15 protein-coding genes are annotated in these 18,435 nt (G+C 59.8%); 5 read left to right on the top strand and 10 right to left on the bottom strand.

Annotated elements, in window-relative coordinates:
• Positions 1-61 precede the first annotated feature (61 nt).
• The gene (locus ABQJ54_RS06470; RefSeq protein WP_367853430.1) at positions 62-1,516 is read left to right on the top strand and encodes a hypothetical protein; all 1,455 of its coding nucleotides are present in this window, start codon (positions 62-64) and stop codon (positions 1,514-1,516) included.
• Positions 1,517-1,525: 9 nt separating this feature from the next.
• Here ABQJ54_RS06470 and ABQJ54_RS06465 read toward each other — a convergent pair whose 3' ends face one another.
• Together ABQJ54_RS06465 and ABQJ54_RS06460 are read right to left on the bottom strand one after the other, a co-directional pair.
• The gene (locus ABQJ54_RS06465) at positions 1,526-2,230 is read right to left on the bottom strand and encodes a class I SAM-dependent methyltransferase (RefSeq protein WP_367853429.1); all 705 of its coding nucleotides are present in this window, start codon (positions 2,228-2,230) and stop codon (positions 1,526-1,528) included.
• Between the two features lie 10 nt (positions 2,231-2,240).
• Positions 2,241-3,182, bottom strand: coding sequence for a glycosyltransferase family 2 protein (locus ABQJ54_RS06460; RefSeq protein WP_367853428.1), 942 nt, complete (start codon positions 3,180-3,182; stop codon positions 2,241-2,243).
• Positions 3,183-3,470: 288 nt separating this feature from the next.
• Here ABQJ54_RS06460 and galE point away from each other — a divergent pair, with 288 nt between their 5' ends.
• From galE to ABQJ54_RS06440, 4 genes are all read left to right on the top strand, one after another.
• Positions 3,471-4,445, top strand: a complete 975-nt coding sequence (galE, locus tag ABQJ54_RS06455) for a UDP-glucose 4-epimerase GalE (protein ID WP_367853427.1) — start codon at positions 3,471-3,473, stop codon at positions 4,443-4,445.
• A 460-nt stretch (positions 4,446-4,905) separates the two neighbouring features.
• The gene (locus tag ABQJ54_RS06450) at positions 4,906-6,210 is read left to right on the top strand and encodes a glycosyltransferase (RefSeq protein ID WP_367853426.1); all 1,305 of its coding nucleotides are present in this window, start codon (positions 4,906-4,908) and stop codon (positions 6,208-6,210) included.
• Positions 6,211-6,227: 17 nt separating this feature from the next.
• On the top strand, positions 6,228-7,751 hold the full coding sequence (locus tag ABQJ54_RS06445) for a hypothetical protein (protein WP_367853425.1): 1,524 nt from the start codon (positions 6,228-6,230) through the stop codon (positions 7,749-7,751).
• A complete protein-coding gene (locus ABQJ54_RS06440) occupies positions 7,748-9,328 on the top strand; it encodes a hypothetical protein (RefSeq protein WP_367853424.1) in 1,581 nt (526 codons plus the stop codon). The genes ABQJ54_RS06445 and ABQJ54_RS06440 overlap by 4 nt, the downstream gene beginning before the upstream one ends.
• A 40-nt stretch (positions 9,329-9,368) precedes the next feature.
• On the opposite strand, the gene ABQJ54_RS06435 is transcribed toward ABQJ54_RS06440, so the two are convergent.
• The 8 genes from ABQJ54_RS06435 to ABQJ54_RS06400 all read right to left on the bottom strand — a co-directional run bounded on the left by ABQJ54_RS06435 (position 9,369) and on the right by ABQJ54_RS06400 (position 18,412).
• Positions 9,369-10,262 carry a lysylphosphatidylglycerol synthase transmembrane domain-containing protein gene (locus tag ABQJ54_RS06435; RefSeq protein ID WP_367853423.1) on the bottom strand — a complete coding sequence of 298 codons (894 nt, stop codon included), beginning with the start codon at positions 10,260-10,262 and terminating at the stop codon, positions 9,369-9,371.
• Between the two features lie 93 nt (positions 10,263-10,355).
• Complete coding sequence (gene rffA, locus ABQJ54_RS06430) at positions 10,356-11,498, bottom strand: dTDP-4-amino-4,6-dideoxygalactose transaminase (protein WP_367853422.1); 1,143 nt, start codon at positions 11,496-11,498, stop codon at positions 10,356-10,358.
• A 93-nt stretch (positions 11,499-11,591) separates the two neighbouring features.
• Entirely contained in the window at positions 11,592-12,113 is a 522-nt protein-coding gene (locus ABQJ54_RS06425; protein ID WP_367853421.1) for a GNAT family N-acetyltransferase, read from the bottom strand.
• Between the two features lie 260 nt (positions 12,114-12,373).
• Positions 12,374-13,348 (bottom strand): glycosyltransferase family 2 protein, encoded by a 975-nt coding sequence (locus tag ABQJ54_RS06420; RefSeq protein WP_367853420.1) that lies wholly within the window; start codon positions 13,346-13,348, stop codon positions 12,374-12,376.
• A gap of 87 nt (positions 13,349-13,435) precedes the next feature.
• Positions 13,436-14,239, bottom strand: a complete 804-nt coding sequence (locus tag ABQJ54_RS06415) for a class I SAM-dependent methyltransferase (RefSeq protein WP_367853419.1) — start codon at positions 14,237-14,239, stop codon at positions 13,436-13,438.
• Between the two features lie 169 nt (positions 14,240-14,408).
• Entirely contained in the window at positions 14,409-15,353 is a 945-nt protein-coding gene (locus ABQJ54_RS06410; protein ID WP_367853418.1) for an electron transfer flavoprotein subunit alpha/FixB family protein, read from the bottom strand.
• A gap of 99 nt (positions 15,354-15,452) precedes the next feature.
• A complete protein-coding gene (locus ABQJ54_RS06405; RefSeq protein WP_367853417.1) occupies positions 15,453-16,199 on the bottom strand; it encodes an electron transfer flavoprotein subunit beta/FixA family protein in 747 nt (248 codons plus the stop codon).
• 113 nt (positions 16,200-16,312) lie between these two features.
• Complete coding sequence (locus tag ABQJ54_RS06400) at positions 16,313-18,412, bottom strand: glycosyltransferase (RefSeq protein ID WP_437343326.1); 2,100 nt, start codon at positions 18,410-18,412, stop codon at positions 16,313-16,315.
• Positions 18,413-18,435: the final 23 nt, after the last annotated feature.

The following is an 18,435-nucleotide window of genomic DNA, read 5'->3' as shown; positions in this document are numbered from 1 at the left end:
GATCCGGCGCGCGTGTTCAACGAGATGACGCATAGTCCAAGCTTTGACAGGGTGGCATGGGATGGACAAGGGAAACACAGGCTCGACCAGTGCCGAAACGATCGTCCGCTTCGACGACGAGGCCGGTTGGCCACGTCATGCGCGGGTGCGTCTTACGCCGGAGAGTCTCGCGGCTGTATTGGCGCTGCTGATGGTGGCCATATCGTATTACCTATTGCTGGGCCTCAAGGTTTATGGGTACGACGAGGTTCATTACTACCCGAGCTTCACATTCAAGCTCAGCGAGGAGGGGCGCTGGATCAATTTCCTGCTGCATGACTTTCTGCGGCATATTCCGCTGCAGGTCCATGCAGCTTTATACGTGTCGCTCGCATGGCTGCTGTTGTTTCGGTTCGCGCGGAATCTCTCCTGCGACAGGCTCTATGCGACATTGGTGGCATCGGTCCTGCTCGTCAGTCCACCCTTTGTCTACCAGAGCCTATGGCCAGCCACGCTGTTGCCTTCGCTGATTGGCTTGCTTGGGATGGCATGGTTGGTAGACAAAGGTGTCTCCCATCGGGTGATATATCTGGTCAGCGGTATTCTGTTGTTCGGCGGCATGCAGAATTTCTATTTCTTGATGCCGCTGCTCTTTGTCGGTCAGATCGAGCAAGAACCATTTCCGTCGCGCGGATTTCTGCTGCGCATCTGGAGCCACGCGCTGTATTGGGTGGCCGGATCGGTCTTGGGATTTCTGGTGGCGCTACTCGCAGTCTATCTGCTGATTGGTCAGGTAGGAATTATGCCGGCACCTTGGAGGAGAACCATGCCCGTGCACGATCTTCATGATCTTGCGCGGAATGTTGGTTATGCGTTCGGATGCCTGAAACAGGAAATCCATACCCTTGCTGCACTGATGACGAGCAGGAATGTCGTATACGTGCTCGGCTTCGTCGTATTGGCTGCAGTTCGGATACGATACTGGCGTTCAGAATTGGGGCGCGCCATCGTTCTCGTCGCGGTCGGGGTGAGTTTCTTTGCCTTTTCCATCCCGTTGGCCCCCGTGATCCAGACGCGTAGCCTGGTGGCCATGTCGGTTGCGCTTATTCTCTTGGCGCTGGTGCCCGTTGATTCTCGCCGTGCTGCCCGGTGGGTCAGCATGACTCTGTTGATCTGGACTGGCTGGAACATGACCACTCATGCCTATGCCTTCATGGCTGAGCAGAAAGAACAGACTGAATTTGTCTTGAGCAAGATCGAGAATGTGTTGCCGCATGATCCGACTAGTTATAGTGCGGTCGCTATTTTCGGAAAAATGGATACGCATTCAGCAGATGCCGACATCGTAAATAGCCCTCCCCGCATGAGGGCTGTCGTTCTGGCCACGGGTGTTCCGGATTTTTGGGATTGCCAGACGAGCAGTCCAGTTTGCGACACACTCAGTACTAAACGCGATGTTTCATCGAAGTCGGCTGGCGAGGGTATTGAATATGATGGAACCTATGGCAATGTGGCAGTCATTTCGGTCGGTCCTTGATGAGTGCTTTCACGCATATGCGTGGACAACGTATTGTGCACCGAAAGGAATCCACTTCATGAGTGGTTCAAGTGGCCGCATAAAAGCAAGCGCATGCGGGAAAAAAACAATATAGCGAGCGCGAACTGTGGCGAAGTTGGCACCATAAGCCAGATTGATGAGCTCGCTTTTGGGGAGAAGGATTGCATCCTCGTCGAATGGGCAGTCTTTGACTGCTTTGACTGTCAGGGGGTTGAGAATATTATGTTCAAAAATGAAAGCCTTTCCGCCTGGTTTTAAAGCGCGTTTGATTTGATCCATCCAGTGGGCCCTTTTGTCTGGCTGGATGTGATGAAAGACACATGCGACCAATATAATATCGAAACTGTGATCCGCATAGGGAAGCGTCATGTCAGTAATGCTTTCGAACGCCGCGTCACGAGAATGGGACTCTTTGGCGATCCGAATGCTTTCACCCGAGGGGTCAGTGCCGTGGATTCGTGCGGCCGGAAATGCATTTCGCAGATGCGGAATAGAATTGCCGATGCCGCAGCCGAAGTCCAGTATGTCCAAAGGAGTATCTGTCGTCTGTGGTCCAAGCGCTGCAGCGATATATTTGGCTTTGTACGCAGAAAAATATGCGGGATCTTCACCGCTGGCATGAATGCTCGCGCGGTGAAGATCAGTATATTTCCCCGCGTACTGGTCGAACTCGGGTTTGACGTTGCGATTCATGCCTAGTACCTCATTTTGGCTTGCCTAAACGTTCGCTGATGATATACAGCGGCCTGTCTTTGCCCTGCATATAGGTGCGGCCGATGTACTCACCCAGGATGCCGGTGCAGATAAGTTGTACTCCGCCGAGAAAGAGCACGGCGATGATGGTCGCCGCCCATCCCTGAACCCATGTGTGACCAAATAATCGCACGCACAGCGCCCAGATGATTCCCGCGCAGGCCAATCCGGCGCAAAGGGTGCCGGCAAGCATGGCGATCCTCAGTGGCCTTACAGAGAATGAAATGATCCCATCCGAAGCGAATCGAAGCATTTTGCGCAGGGGGTATTTCGTAGTGCCTGCAAAACGTTCGGATCTGCGGTAAGGCAACGCGATTTGCCGAAAGCCGACCCAGCTGACGAGTCCACGGACAAAGCGATCGCGTTCCGTGAGCGTGCGTAGAACATTCACTACGCTGCGATCCATCAGGCGGAAGTCACCTGTATCGAGCGGAATTGGGGTATCCGAAAGGTAATTGAGAAGGCGGTAGAACAGGTGCGCTGTCCATAGTTTGAATGGGGACTCACCGGGGCGGTCGGACCGCACGCCGTAGACTACTTGATGGCCATCACGCCACAGGGTCAGCATTTCGGGAATCACTTCCGGCGGATCCTGGAGATCGGCGTCGATTAGGATCACGGCGTTACCGCTGGCCTCATCAATTCCGGCGGTCACGGCCAATTGATGGCCGAAGTTCCTCGAGAATGAAAGAACCAGGGTACGCTGGTCGTTGGCTGCGATCTCACGGAGGTGCTGTAGCGTGTTATCGCGGCTCCCATCGTCGACGAAAACAAACTCAAACTCACAATCAACCTGCGAATTTGCAAGCGCAGCCAGTCTTCGATAAGTCTCATCGATGACTTCTTCCTCATTGAAACAAGGAACGACAAGCGAGATGAGTTGCTTTTCCATAGGTGCCGATCTGTGAGGCTGCGTGGACAGAAGAGGAAGAACCAGGGGTGATGAGCCGAATTTGTTGCCGGTCTCGGTCTCTTCAAATGGTTGTCGCGACAAGGCTACGAAAGAGGGCAGGCACAACATTGTACATGTCTGTGAAATCCCCTACACCAGCCGGGCTAGGCTCTCCTCGCGTAGATTGTCCGATAGCTGTAGACCATTCCACTGATCCGGTTGGCATGATCCGAGTTTGACTTTGGCGTAGGGTATGATGCACGCCGGACTCGACGAAGCGGAGTGCGCATGAGGATTCTGGTTTGCGGCGGCGCAGGTTACATAGGCTCACACATGGTGGGCTATCTAACTGCGTTAGAGCACGAGGTGGTAGTGTATGACAACCTGTCCACCGGTCATCGGGCGGCGGTCGGAATGGTTCCAATGGTAGTGGGCGACCTGCTCGATCCGGCATCTCTCGCCGCGCTGTTCATGGCTCATCGTTTTGATGCAGTAATGCATTTCTGTGCTCGCTCGCTGGTTGGAGAGTCGGTGGACGACCCGTACACTTACTACCAGAATAATGTTGTAGGCACCTTGAATTTGTTGCGTGCGATGCATACGGCGGGCATAGACAAGTTGGTATTCTCATCGACCGCTGCTGTATATGGTGCCCCGCAGACAGGCGTGATAGACGAGACATGTCCTGTCGAGCCAATCAATCCCTACGGTGCCAGTAAACTGATGGTTGAGCGTATGCTGGCTGATGCGGCCAAAGCCTACGGATTGCGATCGGTTACATTACGCTATTTCAATGCGGCAGGGGCGGATCCTTCTGGCGAGATCGGCGAGTCGCACGAGCCGGAGACTCACCTCATTCCGAACGTGTTGCGAGCTGCACTGTGCAGTGATAGCGTGTTGAAAGTTTTTGGGGGTGATTACGCAACACGCGATGGCACCTGTGTGCGCGACTACGTGCATGTCAGCGATTTGGCCTCGGCTCATATGAAGGCGATCGAATTCATGGCCGGCCATGATGGGGCACATCTGTTCAACCTTGGTAACGGGAAGGGGTTTACCGTACTTGAAGTGATCGGCGCGGCGCGGCGTGTGACGGGTGTGAACATCGCTTTTGAGCTTGCGCCGAGGCGCATGGGCGATCCGCCGGTGCTGGTTGCTTCAAGTGCAAAGGCGCACGATTTGCTTTGCTGGACTCCGGCCTTCACTGAGGTTGACGCAATTATCGAGAGTGCATGGCGTTGGCATAAGCAGATGCGTTATTGACAATATTCGGATTAACTGTTGCAACATGGCATGGAAGATCTCAGGCACCTCGTCCGTCACTTTTCGGGTGCATGAGTTGTATCCTTTGACGCGATGCCATCAATATAGAGGTGTCGCAAAATCTTGCATATCTATTTTGTGGGAATACCAAGCGCATATCGTGCCATTTGACTGATATCATTTCGAAGCCACCTTGGTCAGGGTAGAGCGTTTGCAAGGTTTTCCATGTGTTTGTTGGACTAAGGAATCGAACTGTGGCTGTTATTTTAAGTTGGTGAGCGTCAGTGGTTATCGACTAGTGTGAAAAAAACATTTTCCGAATTGATTGTGCCACCGGTATCAATGCTACAGCTCAGCGGTCCCAATGAAGCGATCTCAATGAGATCGCGGTGGTGCTCGTATTTTTAACGGATTATTGATGATGATCATCACTCTTTTGGACAACCTTCAGTAGCCAGCAATGCGCATCCTGCTGATCGCCTATGACTACCCGCCGCTCGCTTCCCCGCAAGCCATTCGCTGGCATTACCTGACCCGCGAACTGGCCCGGCTGGGTGTCGATGTACATGTACTGGCGCCGCAGCTGCCCATCTCAGGCATTTCGATGCAAGTGCCCGAGGGCGTCATCGTCCATCGCTGCGGGGCGGGTGGTCTGGCGGGCTGGCTGGTGCGGCGGCAACGTGCGCGCCCCCCGGACGCCGCGCCACCATCTGCTGATGTGCAGGGGACCTTCGGGGCGGCACCGGCACGCGGCGCGAACTTGAACTGGAAAGGGCGCCTGCATCAGCGACTGGATCGGCTGATCGGCCTGTGGTGCTATCCGGACAGTCGCGGACAATGGCTCGCGCCGGCCTGTGCGGCATTGCCGGACTTGCTGGCAGAAATTCAGCCGGACGTCGTGATCAGCTCGCACGAGCCTGCGGTGAGCCTGGAGATTGGTCTGCAGGCGGCGGGCAAGGTCAGTACGTGGTTGGCGGACCTGGGCGACCCGGTGCTGGCACCGTACACGCCGCGACACTGGCGACGGCGTGCCGGCCGCCTCGAGGCGCGGGTCTGCGCGACGGCCGCGGCGATCAGCGTGACGACGAGTGGCACACGCGATCAGTTGATCGCCCGCCACGGCATGGCACCGGACAAGGTTTTTGTCCTCAGCCAGGGCTACGACGACCGTCAACGCCGCAATCCCTGGACACCCCGGCTGCAGAGTCTGGAAACCGGCGGAGACGCGCACCTGCTGTACACCGGGCGCTTCTACCCGTTCCGCGATCCGATGGCGTTGCTGGAAGCGGTGCTCGCGCAGCCGCGGGTGCGGCTGACCGTGGCGGCGCCCGAGGTCAAGCCGGAATGCCTGGCGATCGCGGCCCGCAGTGCGGGGCGCATCGTCTTCCTCGGTGAACAGTCGCACGATCGGGTGCTCGCCTTGCAGGCCGAGTGCGATGTGCTGGTGAACATCGGCAATGCGCTGGAGGCACAGACACCGGGAAAGCTGTACGAATATCTGGGCAGCGGCAAACCGATCCTGCATTGTCATGCGGTCGACGACGATCCGGCCAACGTACTGATCCGGGCATGGGGACGCGGCTGGGTATGTCGCAACGATCGCGCCAGCTTGCAGGCGTTTCTGGGAACGCTGGTGGATTCGCCGCAACAGCGTTGCGCGGAGCTGTCACGCGACGACAGTGGCATCGCGCAATACGGCTGGTCGGTACTGGCAGAACAATTGCTTCGGGAATGTCGGCAGAGCATGTGCAGGGGAATGCGGTGACAACACGGTTGCAACCGATGAAGATGTTGGGCAGGGAGTGGTTAGCACGCGCATTCGCGTGGATCATTGCCTGCGTGGCGTTGTTCAACACGCTTTTTTTCGTGCTGCGAACCGCCAACCCGGTCATACGATCCGATGACTGGTATTCCCTCGATGTGTTCGTGCGCAAGGCTATGGAGGGCAGTCTGGGATTTGCCGACTTCTTCACCCGGCGCTACGTGGACGATCACGCGCAGCCGTTGTTGAAGCTGGTGCAATTGATCGAGTGGCGCTGGTTTGATCTCGACTATTCCATCGGAGCCATCGTGGGCGTGATCGCTGCGGCCGTTTGTGCGCTGATCCTGTATCGCGTCGTCACGACAGCGGACGAGGGGAATCCGGTTGACGCGCACCGCTTCGTCGCCTGGGTCACCTTGACGGCTGTGCTGCTTTCCCTGAATAGCGCCGACATCTGGGCGTGGCCGTTGGTGGCTCTGGGTTATGTCACGCTGGTGCCGGTGTTGCTGTTCATGTGGGTGGTCTGGCATGCATGGCGGAGTCACCGCTACCTACTGTTGGTTGCCGGCACCCTCGTGTTGTGCGTGGTGGCCGACGATGTGGCGCTGATCACCGTGGTTTCCACGGTGGTGGCGTTGCTGTTTCTGGCATGGCGCGGTCCCGCGCAGCCGCGGCACTCGATCGGAAAAATGATCGCGGTAATGGTCGTCTGCACGGTGCTGGTGCGCGTCGCCTATGCCTTCGCTCCCCTGTTGGACGGCACACCGGCTGCCTCGCTGGCAACACGATTGGCGGCGTTGTACGGAGACCTGCGCAAGGGCGATGGCTGGCAGTGGGTGAGCGTCCCGTTTTCGCTGTCGGTGGCCTCGACCAACCCCTTCGAGCAGCTGCCGGCACAGGCGTGGGATATTGTCCAGATGCTCCTTGCAACATGCCTGCTGGTGGCGCATGGCGCGTTCTGGTGGCGAGCCTTGCACGGCAGGCACAACCTGCCGACGTTCATGGCGATGTGCCTGATGTTGTTTGCCTATGGCTTGCTGGCAGGCATCATCCTGGTTCGGGTGTCCCTCTTCGGTAGCAGTTATCTGGGCGAGGATCGCTACGTTGAGTTTTACCAGTTCAATCTGGTCGCCTTGTTGCTGATGTGGGCCGGGACGCGAATGCTTGCACCCTCGACCCCGGCATGGCGGCGTTGGGTGACGTTGCGCATTCCCATGCTGGGTTGTACGGCTTTGCTGTTGTTGCAGATCCCGCTGACGCACGCGGCATGGCAGCAACGGCGTTACGGGCTTCCCTACTATGCCCGGATGGCCACGCAGGTGGCCCAACTTGCAGGCGACGCGACGCAGACGAAGGATTGCCTGCCCGAACTGGTGGTGTGCCACTGGCCCTTGGCGCGTCGCCGCGCGGTCTTGCTGTTGTTGAGCCAGCACCGTCTCAACGTGCTTTCTCCAAAGGTGCAGGCGAGGCATGTTTTCCTGCCGCGCGTCAACGGTCCACTGGAATCGCCAGCATCCGCTGCCGCTTCGGAGGTGGTGCCGTGACGACGACCCAGATACGGCAGGGGGAACGATTTGCTCTTGCCGCCGTCGCACTGTTCGGCGTGGTTGCCTGCCTGCTGGGGTTTCTTGCGGAAGCGCACGTCGGCTTCAATCTGTGGGATGAAGGCTTTCTCTGGTACGGCGTGCAGCGTGTGCTGCATGGCGAGGTGCCCGTTCGGGATTTCATGTCCTACGACCCCGGGCGGTATTACTGGGTGGCAGGCTTGCTATGGCTGTTTCATGTGCATGGGATCATTGCCGTGCGGGCCGCTACGGCGGCGTTTGCGGCTGTGGGCGTGATTGGCGCAGGGTTGCTTGTTTTGCGTGGATCGACTGGTCGGATCGTTGCGCGCGTGGCCCTTTGCGTATTCGCGATGGTGTTGTGCCTGTTATGGATGCTGCCGTGGTGGAAAGGCTACGACGCGGCGATGTCTGTCATCCTGACAGCCAGCCTCGCAAGAGTGTTGGCCTACCCGTCGGCACGTCGGCTCCTTGTCCACGGTATCGTGGTCGGTTTGGCTGCCGTGCTGGGGCGCAATCATGGTCTCTACGGAGTGATCGCTTGCTTGCTGGCGACCCCGGTGCTGATGCTCTGCGCAGACAAACCCGTCTGGCATCGCTGTATTCGGGCATGGCTGGCTGGCGTTGTGCTGGGCTTTGCGCCAATTCTGCTGGGTTTGATCCTCAATCATCGTTTTGCGGTCATGTTCTGGGACAGCATCCGCTTCATGCTGTTCGAGTACAAAGGTACCAACTTGCCATTGCCTGTGCCGTGGCCGTGGACGGTTGCGGTTGCTCAGCAACCATTGTCGGCGCTGATCAGGCCGTGGCTGGTGGGATGCTTCTTCGTGGCATTGCCGCTGTTCTGCGTGTCGGGGGCCGCGCTGGTTCTACGGCGGACGCGGCACGACCGGATCATCGCGAATCCGGTTTTCGCGGCGAGCGTGCTGACGGCCGTCCCCTATCTCAACGTGGCCTTTTCTCGGGCCGATGTTGGGCATCTGGCTCAGGCGATACTCCCGTGCCTGGTTGGCTTTCTTGTCTTGCCTTGGCCGAAACAGGCCCGGGTGGTTGTGCAGTGGCTGGGTTGTTCCGTTCTCGCTTTCGCCACGCTATGGGTCGTGCTGCCTCTGCACGCGGGTTATGTAATGCGGACCCAGCCCGGTTGGGTGTCAGTCGATGTGCGGGGCGATCGTCTATGGATGAGCGCCGATACGGCTGTCACGGTGAAAGATATCGATGAATTGGCGAGCCGTTATGTCCACGCAGGCGGTACGATTCTGTCTGTGCCGGTGTGGCCGGGTGCTTATGCGTTGCTTGGCGTCAGATCTCCAGTCTATGAGACCTATCCGCTGCTGCCGCGCAATGATGCATTCCAGGACCAGGAGATTGCCCGTTTGCGGCAGGCGGTACCGCAACTGGTTCTTGCCAATGACGTCGCGGTGGATGGGCGCGATGACCTGCGCTACGCCAATACGCATCCGCGCATCTGGCGATACATCAGTACGCACTACCATCGGATTGGCTCCCCTGTCGGTGAACCGCAACTCGAGGTTTACCTTCCCGATGCGGAGAAGTGACATCGCATCACGATAGATGTCGCGATGCGATGGGTGCCGATTACCTACGACGATGTCGCAGCAGTAGAGGCAGTAGGCAGGCCAGTCCGACAAGGACGATCAGCGGTGTGAGCAGGCGCACCGCAATGGCCGTCGTATCCGCGTCGGTGACGGAAGCGCCCAGCCAGAGCATGATGCCGCGGCTACCCAGTTCCGACACGCCAAGGCCGCCCGGCGTCATACTGGCGACGATGGCGAGCATGACGCCGCCCAGCAGAAGGGTTGCCTGACCGAAACCCAGGTGCACATGCATGGATAAGGCAGCGATCCACCACAGGCCGGTGTAGAGCAGCCAGATGAGGATCGTCAGCAAGCTCGCGAAAACAATGCGCCGTACATGGTGCAGTGCTTCGGTGTAAGGCTGCAGACGCTTCGGCAGGCGCCGGACGTGAATGGACAGCAGGCTGAGGAAAAGGCCGCCAAGCAACGGAAGCAGCAACGCCAACGGGGCAAGCCAATTCCACGCAAAGTGCATCGCCAGGCCGCACAGCCCGATGCCGAACATGCCGCCGAGATCCAGTACGCGCTCGACGAAGAACCCAGAAACGCCTAGTCGCCAGGCGCTGCCGTGATGATCCGGGATCATCCGTATCTTGACGATTTCACCCAACTGGAAGGGCGTCAGCGACGCCAGTCCGGCTGCCGCGCCGTTGGCGCAGAACGAATGCCAGAAGCGGCGACGGTCCGGCTGGATCCCCAGCACGATCAACCAGCGCCAGCCGCGCAGTGCAAAGATGGCCAGCAGTATGGACAGTCCGCCACCGAGCAGGATGCCAGGGTCCATGTGTCGGATCGCGCGCGCCACGATGTGCCAGTCGAACAGCTTGACCGTTGCGTTCACGCAAATGATCAGAATCAGCAGGACCAGCAGGTATCTAAGGTGGCGGAGTTTCATGGTTCCAGACACATCCACGCATGGCATACGCTAGTCAGTCGATAGCGTCCGATGCCTGCGGTCGCCAGCTTGAGCGGAAGCATGGATCAGGGCTCAGGGCTCAGGAGACTGGCCGAGGATGTCCTGGGCCACCTGCATGACGTGATCCTGATGGTCCTCCAGACCAACCCACAGCGGCAGCCGGACGAGGCGATCACTGGTGGCATCCGTGTGGTGGAGCACGCCATGGGTGCGTCCATACCGCTGACCTGCTGGCGAACTGTGGAGCGGGATGTAGTGGAAGACCACGCCGATGCCGGAGGCTTTCATCGCCTCGATGAAACGGGTTCGCCCGGCAAGATCGCCCAGCAGCAGGTAATACATATGCGCGTTGTGAATGCAATCGACGGGAACGGTCGGGCGACGCAGCAGGCCGCCGGATTCCAGTGGCGCAGCCCAGTCGTGGTAGCGGTCCCAGATGGCCAGGCGCCGTGCCGTGATGGCGTCCGCCGCTTCGAACTGCGCGGCCAGGAATGCCGCGATCAGTTCGCTGGGTAGATAGGACGAACCGATATCCACCCACGTGTATTTGTCCACCTGTCCGCGGAAAAATTTGCTGCGATTGGTGCCCTTTTCGCGGATGATTTCCGCACGCTCGACCAGGGCTGGATCATTCACCAGCAGCGCACCGCCTTCGCCCGAGATCACGTTCTTGGTTTCGTGAAAGCTCAGTGCGGCCAGATTGCCAATGCTGCCCAGTGCCCGTCCCTTGTAGGTGGAGAAGATGCCTTGCGCGGCGTCTTCGATCACCTTCAGGCCATGCTTGGCGGCGATCGCCATGATGGTGTCCATTTCACACGCCACGCCAGCGTAGTGCACCACGCAGATGGCTCGAGTGCCTGGGGTGATGGCCTGCTCGATCAGTGACTCATCGATGTTCAGCGTGTCGGGTCGAATGTCCACGAACACCGGAATGGCTCCGCGCAGCACGAAGGCGTTGGCGGTCGAAACGAACGTAAACGAGGGCATGATCACTTCGTCGCCCGGCTGCAGGTCGAGCAGGATCGCAGCCATCTCCAGCGCCGCGGTGCAGGAGTGCGTAAGCAGGGCCTTGCGCGTCCCCGTACGCTGTTCTAGCCAGGCGTGGCAGCTTCGGGTAAACGCGCCGTCACCGGACAGATGACCGTTGGCATGAGCCTTGGCGATGTTGTCCAACTCGCGGCCGACAAGATAAGGGCGATTGAACGGGATGGTCATGCGTGTCCTGGATGAAAGCGGTGAAGCTCATGGTTGTAAGGATTCAGATGCTTTCTGGGTGCATCTCTGAGTGATGGCGAGCCGATATTCAAATCAGATGCGTGTTGCCCGGTAAATGCTGTTTGCGAGTCGCAAGCGTTCGGGATCGGCGTTAAACATGCAATTGATGTGGTACGTATCGAAGACTTTCGCGAGCTTGAAACCCTCGCGAGCCCATACGTGCTGGACCGTCAGGTTCGATACCTGGGTGGAGACTCGGAGCGTTCGGAAGCCCCTCGCTTTGAAGTATGCCTGGTTGTAACGAATAAGGTCCGTGTAGACGCCACCCTGGCCAAAGTCGGGGTGCACGCTACCCAATACGAAGTCGCAAGTGTCGTGTGCTTCGTCATATGCGCTGCAGGATATCCCGACGACGCGTTCATCGGCCTTGGTCACCCATATAATTTTATTCTGGTCAGACAGATGTCCAAGCGCCCATTCTTCGTAGCCGGCAAGGATGCTGCTCTTGCTCAATGCCGGATTGGAATTGTAGTGATTGGTGTAATGGTTGAAGGTGCTACGTATCAGTGCAGATATGCTTCTCGTGTCACTTTGGCTGGCCTCGACGATCGTCAATTGTGGATTGCGCAATGGGCGTGGTTCGCACTTATCAAGATCACAGTGGTAGTGAACCAGCGTGTCGGCGTGGATAGGGTACAGCCCGAATCGATGCAGGTCGTGAATCTGATAGGAGTGCTGCGCCGGTAGTCGGATGATGGCTAGATCGGTCTGGCTTTCGATGAGTTCCTAGGCCAGTGCACTGCAGTCCACTTCACCCTCAGCAGTTCCCCTGAGGGTCTTCAATCCGAAACGGCTCGACTCGAGCGGAGCAAACGTCAGCATGTTTCATCCTTATTGGCGATTTTCGTGCTATCTGAAAAATTCAGGAGCTTGTCAACGACATAATAAGGACGCTTCTTGATGTCATGAAAGATGCGTCCCACATATATGCCAACGATGCCAAGGCTGAATATGGTCATGCCGCCCACGAGCCATATCGACGCCATGATGCTGGTGTAGCCGGCGACGGCGACGTCGCCGTGCGCGTAGCGAAAGATGCTGATGGCGACAAAGACAAATGACAGCATCGAAAAAAGCAGGCCCGATTTGGCCACCAGGCGTAGCGGTTTTTCCGAGTAGGAAAGGATGATGTCCATCGCCAGCCGCAGGAGCTTGCCGAGGCTGTATGAACTTTCGCCGTGCTTACGTTCACCATGATCGACGCTGATGCGTGCCGTTCGGAAGCCTGTCCAGTTCACCATCAGCGGGAAGAAGCGCTTGCGCTCCGGCATTGCATTGATGGCTTGAATTACACGTGAGCTGAATATCCCGAAGTTTGCCGTGCGGTAGTCATGCGATGTTTCGGTGAGATAGCTCAGGGTGGCAAAAAAGGCGCGAGAGGACAGCCGCTTGAAGAAACCATCTTTGCGATCCTCGCGGACGGCAAATACGGCATCATTGCCTTCCAGTGCTTTTGCGTAGAGATCCGGGATTGCCGATGGTGGGTCTTGCAGGTCGCAGTCAAGAACGACGACCCAATCACCTCGGCTGTGTTCCAGGCCAGCTGCAATCGCGCAATGCTGTCCAAAATTTCGGGTCAGCCGGATGCCACGGATGCGCTCATCGTTTGCCGCCAATGTCTCGATATGCCGCCAGGAGTCATCCGGACTGCCGTCGCAAACCAGGATGATTTCGTAGGGCGCCGCTAGCTGCAGTAGCGCGACTGAGATATCGGAACACAGCGTGTGCAGGCATTCGGCGCATCCATAGACAGGCGAGATCACGGAGATACGGGGCGAGTTGGTTGTCATAGGCATGCGCTTTGAGTTACTGGCTATGTCATGGAATTCCGTGCGTATTGCGACAGCGTTTCAGCCATCCTGGACAGTTGCGTCATGTCACCCATCAAGTCTGACGGCTGCAATCAGCCGGGTCCCGCCGATGGGAAAGCGCAGGCCCATCGCGATCAGCCAGTGCTCCAGTCGAAGCACACCATACAGCGCGGTGTTGATGGCGGCCGGCAGCTTGAATTCGCCGGTCATCTCGTGTTCGCCACCGGCATGCCGCTGGCGCCATCGGGAGGTGGCGAGGATGGGTAACAGAAGGCTGACGAAGGAGGTCGAGAAGACGATGCGAAAGCCGGCGGATCGCAGCTTGTTTGCCAACTCGTGTCGGCGGTAGCGACGTACGTGGCAGGCATGGACGTCCTGAATACTCCACAGGCCAGGGTGTTGGGGCACGGTGAACAGCGCGCCGCCACCGGGCTTCAGCGCACGATGGATTTCACGCAGTACGCGTTCATCGTCGGCAATGTGCTCGATGACATCGAAGGCGCCGACCAGATCGAATTCGTCGACGAATGGAATTTGCTGTGCGTCCATCTGGAACAGGTCCGCTCTCGGCACGCGCCGTGCGGCAAAGGAGAGACCTTCCAGAAAAATTTCACTGCCGCTCATCCGCAGCTGAGGAAAATGCTGTGCCACCCCACGCAGCACGTAGCCGGTGCCGCAGCCGATCTCCAGCATGTTTTGCGCCTGCGGGAAATGCCTGCGCAGGACGTGGATGATCAGTTTGTTTCTGGCGCGGAACCAGAAATGGCCGTCTTCCAGCGCCGCCAACTCGGCGAAGTGCTCGGCCTTGAAGCCGGGCGATTCGCGGGCAAGGTCGGGGGCATAGCATGGCCTGCCGTTGATGACGGTCACCACTGCACCACATGAAGGACATGGCGTGCCATGCAGTGGCGCGTCGAACGCGTGATGGCAGTGTTGGCATTGCCTCATCGGTGCGCCTTTCGCGGATGTTGCTCGTGATTGGTCGGGGCATGTCAGCATATTCTGAACAAGAATGCCTCAAAAGAAACACCGGGACTGCTCAGCCGAGCGCTTGTTCCAGCTCCGGAATGAGCTTGAACAGATCCCCCACCAGCCCGAAGTCCGCCACCTCGAAGATTGGCGCCTCGCCATCCTTGTTGATGGCGACGATGGTGCCGGCGTCCTTGATGCCGGTGAGGTGCTGGATGGCGCCGGAGATGCCGATGGCCATGTACAACTCGGGGGCGATGATCTTGCCAGTCTGGCCCACCTGCAGGTCGCTGGGCACGTAGCCGGCGTCCACTGCGGCGCGTGAAGCGCCCACCGCGGCGCCGAGCTTGTCGGCGAGCTTGAAGATGATGTCGAAGTTTTCCTTCGAGCCTACGCCGCGGCCACCGGAAACCACCTTGCTGGCGCTCTGCAGGTCCGGACGATCGCTCTTGCCCGATTGGAGGCCGATGTAACGGGTGTGGCTGGGCAATGCCACATCGAAGTCAAGCGTTTCGACCGGCGCGTTGTTCGCGCCAGTCGCGGCGGCTGGCCAAGACGCGGTGCGGATGGTGGCGACCACGGTATGCGAAGGCTCGGCTTCGACGGTGACGATGGCGTTGCCGGCGTATATCGGGCGCTTGAAGCTGTGGCTGCCTTCCATGCTCATCACGTCGCTGACCTGGGCCACGCCGAGCAGGGCGGCGACACGTGGTGTCACGTCCTTGCCAAAAGTGGTGGAAGGAGCGAATACGTGGCTGTAACCGGTGGCGGCCTTGGCGATCTGTGGCGCCAGCACGGCGGCCAGTGGATGCGCGTTCTCGGCGCGTTCCACGGTGAGCACGCGGCTTACACCGTCGATCTTCGCGGCTTCGGCGGCGAGGGCAGCGACGCTGTCGGCCAGTACCAGCACGTCGATGCCTTCGGGCTTCACCGCGGCTGCGGCGCTCACGGCACGGGCGGTGGCGGAGTTCAGCTTACCGTCCAGATGTTCGGCGATGACGAGGATCTTGCTCATGGCATGGTTCCTTGTGTCTTGCTTTGCGGTAGGAGCGGCTTCAGCCGCGATACGCGCGATTGTTCGCGGCTGAAGCCGCTCCTACGGGTGATGTGGGGGTTACAGCAAACCCTTCTGCTTCAGCGCCGCGACCAGCTCGGCCGCGTCCTTCACCATCACGCCCTTGCTGCGCTTGGCCGGCGCGGCGTAGTGAGTGGTCTTGAGGTGGTCGCCGCTGTCGACGCCCAGCGAGGCGAGCTCGACCACGTCGATGGGCTTGCTCTTGGCCTTCATGATGTCCGGCAGCTTGATGAAGCGCGGCTCGTTGAGGCGCAGGTCGCTGGTGACCACGGCGGGCAGTTCCACTTCGATGGTTTCGAGGCCGGCATCCACCTCGCGCGTCACCGTGGCCTTGCCATCGGCGATCTCCACCTTGCTGGCGAAGGTGGCCTGCGGGCGGTCCCACAGCGCGGCGAGCATTTGACCGGTTTGGTTGGCGTCATCGTCAATGGCCTGCTTGCCCAGCAGTACCAGGCCCGGCTGTTCCTTCTCGACCAGCTTCAGGAAGGCGCGCGCGGCGGTGAGCGGCTGTACGGCATCGGCGGTGGTGACATGGATGGCGCGGTTGGCGCCCATCGCCAGGCCGTTGCGCAGGTGCGCGGTGAGGTCGGCGGGGCCGATGCCGACCACCACCACTTCCTCGGCGAGGCCCTTCTCGCGCAAACGCAGGGCTTCTTCCAGCGCGATGTCGTCGAACGGGTTGGCGGAAAGCTTCACGCCATCGGTCACCACGCCGGTGCCGTCGGGTTTGACCTGGATGCGCACGTTGTAATCCACCACGCGCTTGTAGCCGACCAGAATCTTCATCTGTGCTTCCTCAGCTGACGGCACCCGGCGGGGTGCCCGAAGTTCATGCAAACCCCGATTCTAACCCGACTCGGCATTCCGTGCGGATGCGTATGGTCAATGGGTTGACGGAGTCAGCGCAGGTTGTCGCCGGTATTTGCCGGTAGTGGCAGAACCCGGTGCAACGCGGCACGTGCGGCCTCGAACGAGAAGTGCTCGCGCACGTTGTCCAGTCCACGCTCCGAAAGGTGCTGCCACAGCGTTTCGTCATCGTGCAGCCGCAACACGGCGGTAGCGAAACCCTCGGCATCGTCAGCGAGCAGGATCTCGTCACCGTCGTGTAGTTGCATGCCTTCGGCGGCGATGCCGGTGGCGACCACTGGCAAACCGTGACTCATCGCCATGTTCACCTTGCCCTTCACGCCGGCGCCGTAGCGCAGCGGGGCAAGCGCAATGCGGCAGCTCTCCATCCACGGCGTGAGATCGGCCACGCGGCCGTGGATCTGCACACCAGGCGTGACCAGTGACAGCCGCGCGGCTTCGGGTATCTCGCCGATCAGGTGCAGCGCGATGTCCGGCCGTTGCGCGTGGATGCGCGGAAAGATCTCGCTGACCAGCCAGCGCACCGCATCCTCGTTCGGCGGATGGTTGAAGCCACCCACGAAGACCAGTCCGCTGCGTGCGGTAAAGCCGGCTCCGCGGCCATACACCTCATGCACGTTGGAAAGCAGCTCGATCCGGGCCTGCGGCAACTCGCGGGCGAGCAGGGCATGTTCGACCGGGCTCACGACAAGAGTGATGTCGCAGGCCTGGATCAGTGCCAGCTCCCGATGGCGCGACAACTCGGCCTGGCGAGCCAGTGTGTTGTTGCCGGTGTGCTCCGCGGCGCGTTGTTCGCGCAGGAAGTGCAGGTCCACGGTATCGAACAATACCGTGGCCTGCGGTGCCAGTCGGCGCACGAGGTCGAGGTTGGGAGCCGCTACATAGTGGCGACAAAGCATCACGGCATCCAGCGTGGCGCCTTCGCGTCGCAACCATGTGACCAGCGAGGGCGACCACGGCTTGCACAGTGCGTGTGCACCGACACGTCCCAACTGCACGATCTCGTCGTGCGTGGCGGCGCGGTTATCCGCCATGAAGCTGACGCGCCAGCCCAGTTCGCGCAGCAGCTGCATGATGTTGAGCAGGCGCAGCGAACCGGAGTCCCGTGCGGCATCCGGTGTCAGCGCATCGACGATCAGGATGTGTGGCCACCGCTCATGGTGAATTGCGGTTTCCACCGGCGTGCGCGGCGCCGGCTGTCGCTGCAGTGCTGCCTGCCACTTGTCCGCGAAGGTGGCGCGGTTGGCGATCTGGCATTGCTTCACGCCGGCGAACGGATCCAGTCCGGAGCTGATCCCTTCGCAGTGCACCACCAGGCTTTCCGGCTGGTAGATCACGCGTCGGCCAGCGGCACGCGCTGCGAAGGCCAAGTCCATGTCTTCGCAATAGGCGGGCGCGTAGCGCCGATCGAAGCCGCCGACATCGTGGAACAACGTGGCTTCGATCATCAGTGCCGCGCCGGAGACGTAATCGGCATCGCGGCGATACAGAAAGCGTGGATCGTCGCGCTGCTCGAAGCGACCATAGTTCCACGCGCTGCCATCGGCATAGACGAGGCCCCCGGCCTCCTGCAGGCGGCCGTCGGGGTAGGCCAGCCGGCTGCCTGCGATGCCGCATCCCGGCTCCTCCGCGAAGCAGTCGAGCAGACGGTCCAGCCAGCCCGGCGTGACCTGGGTATCGTTGTTGAGGAACAGCAGGTATTCGCCGCGGGCTGCCGCAGCGCCGGCGTTGCAGCTGCCGATGAAGCCGAGATTGCGCTCGTTGCGCAGCAGGCGCAGGCCGTCGATCTGTGCAAGCGTGACGGCGCTATGGTCGGGCGAGGCATCGTCCACCACGATCACCTCGAACGGCGCGGTGGCGCCATGGCGCGCGATCGAGCGCAGGCAGGCGACGGTATACGCCAGCTTGCCGTGGATCGGCACGATCACCGAGACGCGCGGCATCTCGCTGCAGGGCACGGCGAATGGCGCAAACGGCGCGTCCAGCGCTTCGAGCTGCCATGTCGCGTCCTGCTCCGGGCGCTGCTGGAATTCCTGCGCTATGCGCGCCAGGGTGCCGCGCAGGCCACGTTGCGCCATGCTGCCACCCACGCGCTGGAGCAGGTAGCGCAGTCGCTTGAGTCGCCACGAAATCGTGCTGGTCAGGGTCGCGTCCT

Origin of the sequence: Rhodanobacter lycopersici (assembly GCF_040812335.1) — a bacterium.
Lineage (GTDB): Bacteria > Pseudomonadota > Gammaproteobacteria > Xanthomonadales > Rhodanobacteraceae > Rhodanobacter_A > Rhodanobacter_A lycopersici.
The sequence above is the reverse complement of the archived record's forward strand: the minus strand, read 5'-3'. Positions and strand labels throughout refer to the sequence as shown.

Coding starts and splice junctions, on each gene's coding strand:
- ABQJ54_RS06470 (WP_367853430.1), top strand. CDS start 62: ATGGACAAGGGAAACACAGGCTCGACCAGTGCCGAAACGATCGTCCGC.
- ABQJ54_RS06445 (WP_367853425.1), top strand. CDS start 6,228: ATGAAGATGTTGGGCAGGGAGTGGTTAGCACGCGCATTCGCGTGGATC.
- ABQJ54_RS06465 (WP_367853429.1), bottom strand. CDS start 2,230: ATGAATCGCAACGTCAAACCCGAGTTCGACCAGTACGCGGGGAAATAT.
- ABQJ54_RS06450 (WP_367853426.1), top strand. CDS start 4,906: ATGCGCATCCTGCTGATCGCCTATGACTACCCGCCGCTCGCTTCCCCG.
- galE (WP_367853427.1), top strand. CDS start 3,471: ATGAGGATTCTGGTTTGCGGCGGCGCAGGTTACATAGGCTCACACATG.
- ABQJ54_RS06410 (WP_367853418.1), bottom strand. CDS start 15,353: ATGAGCAAGATCCTCGTCATCGCCGAACATCTGGACGGTAAGCTGAAC.
- ABQJ54_RS06460 (WP_367853428.1), bottom strand. CDS start 3,182: ATGGAAAAGCAACTCATCTCGCTTGTCGTTCCTTGTTTCAATGAGGAA.
- ABQJ54_RS06405 (WP_367853417.1), bottom strand. CDS start 16,199: ATGAAGATTCTGGTCGGCTACAAGCGCGTGGTGGATTACAACGTGCGC.
- rffA (WP_367853422.1), bottom strand. CDS start 11,498: ATGACCATCCCGTTCAATCGCCCTTATCTTGTCGGCCGCGAGTTGGAC.
- ABQJ54_RS06420 (WP_367853420.1), bottom strand. CDS start 13,348: ATGACAACCAACTCGCCCCGTATCTCCGTGATCTCGCCTGTCTATGGA.
- ABQJ54_RS06435 (WP_367853423.1), bottom strand. CDS start 10,262: ATGAAACTCCGCCACCTTAGATACCTGCTGGTCCTGCTGATTCTGATC.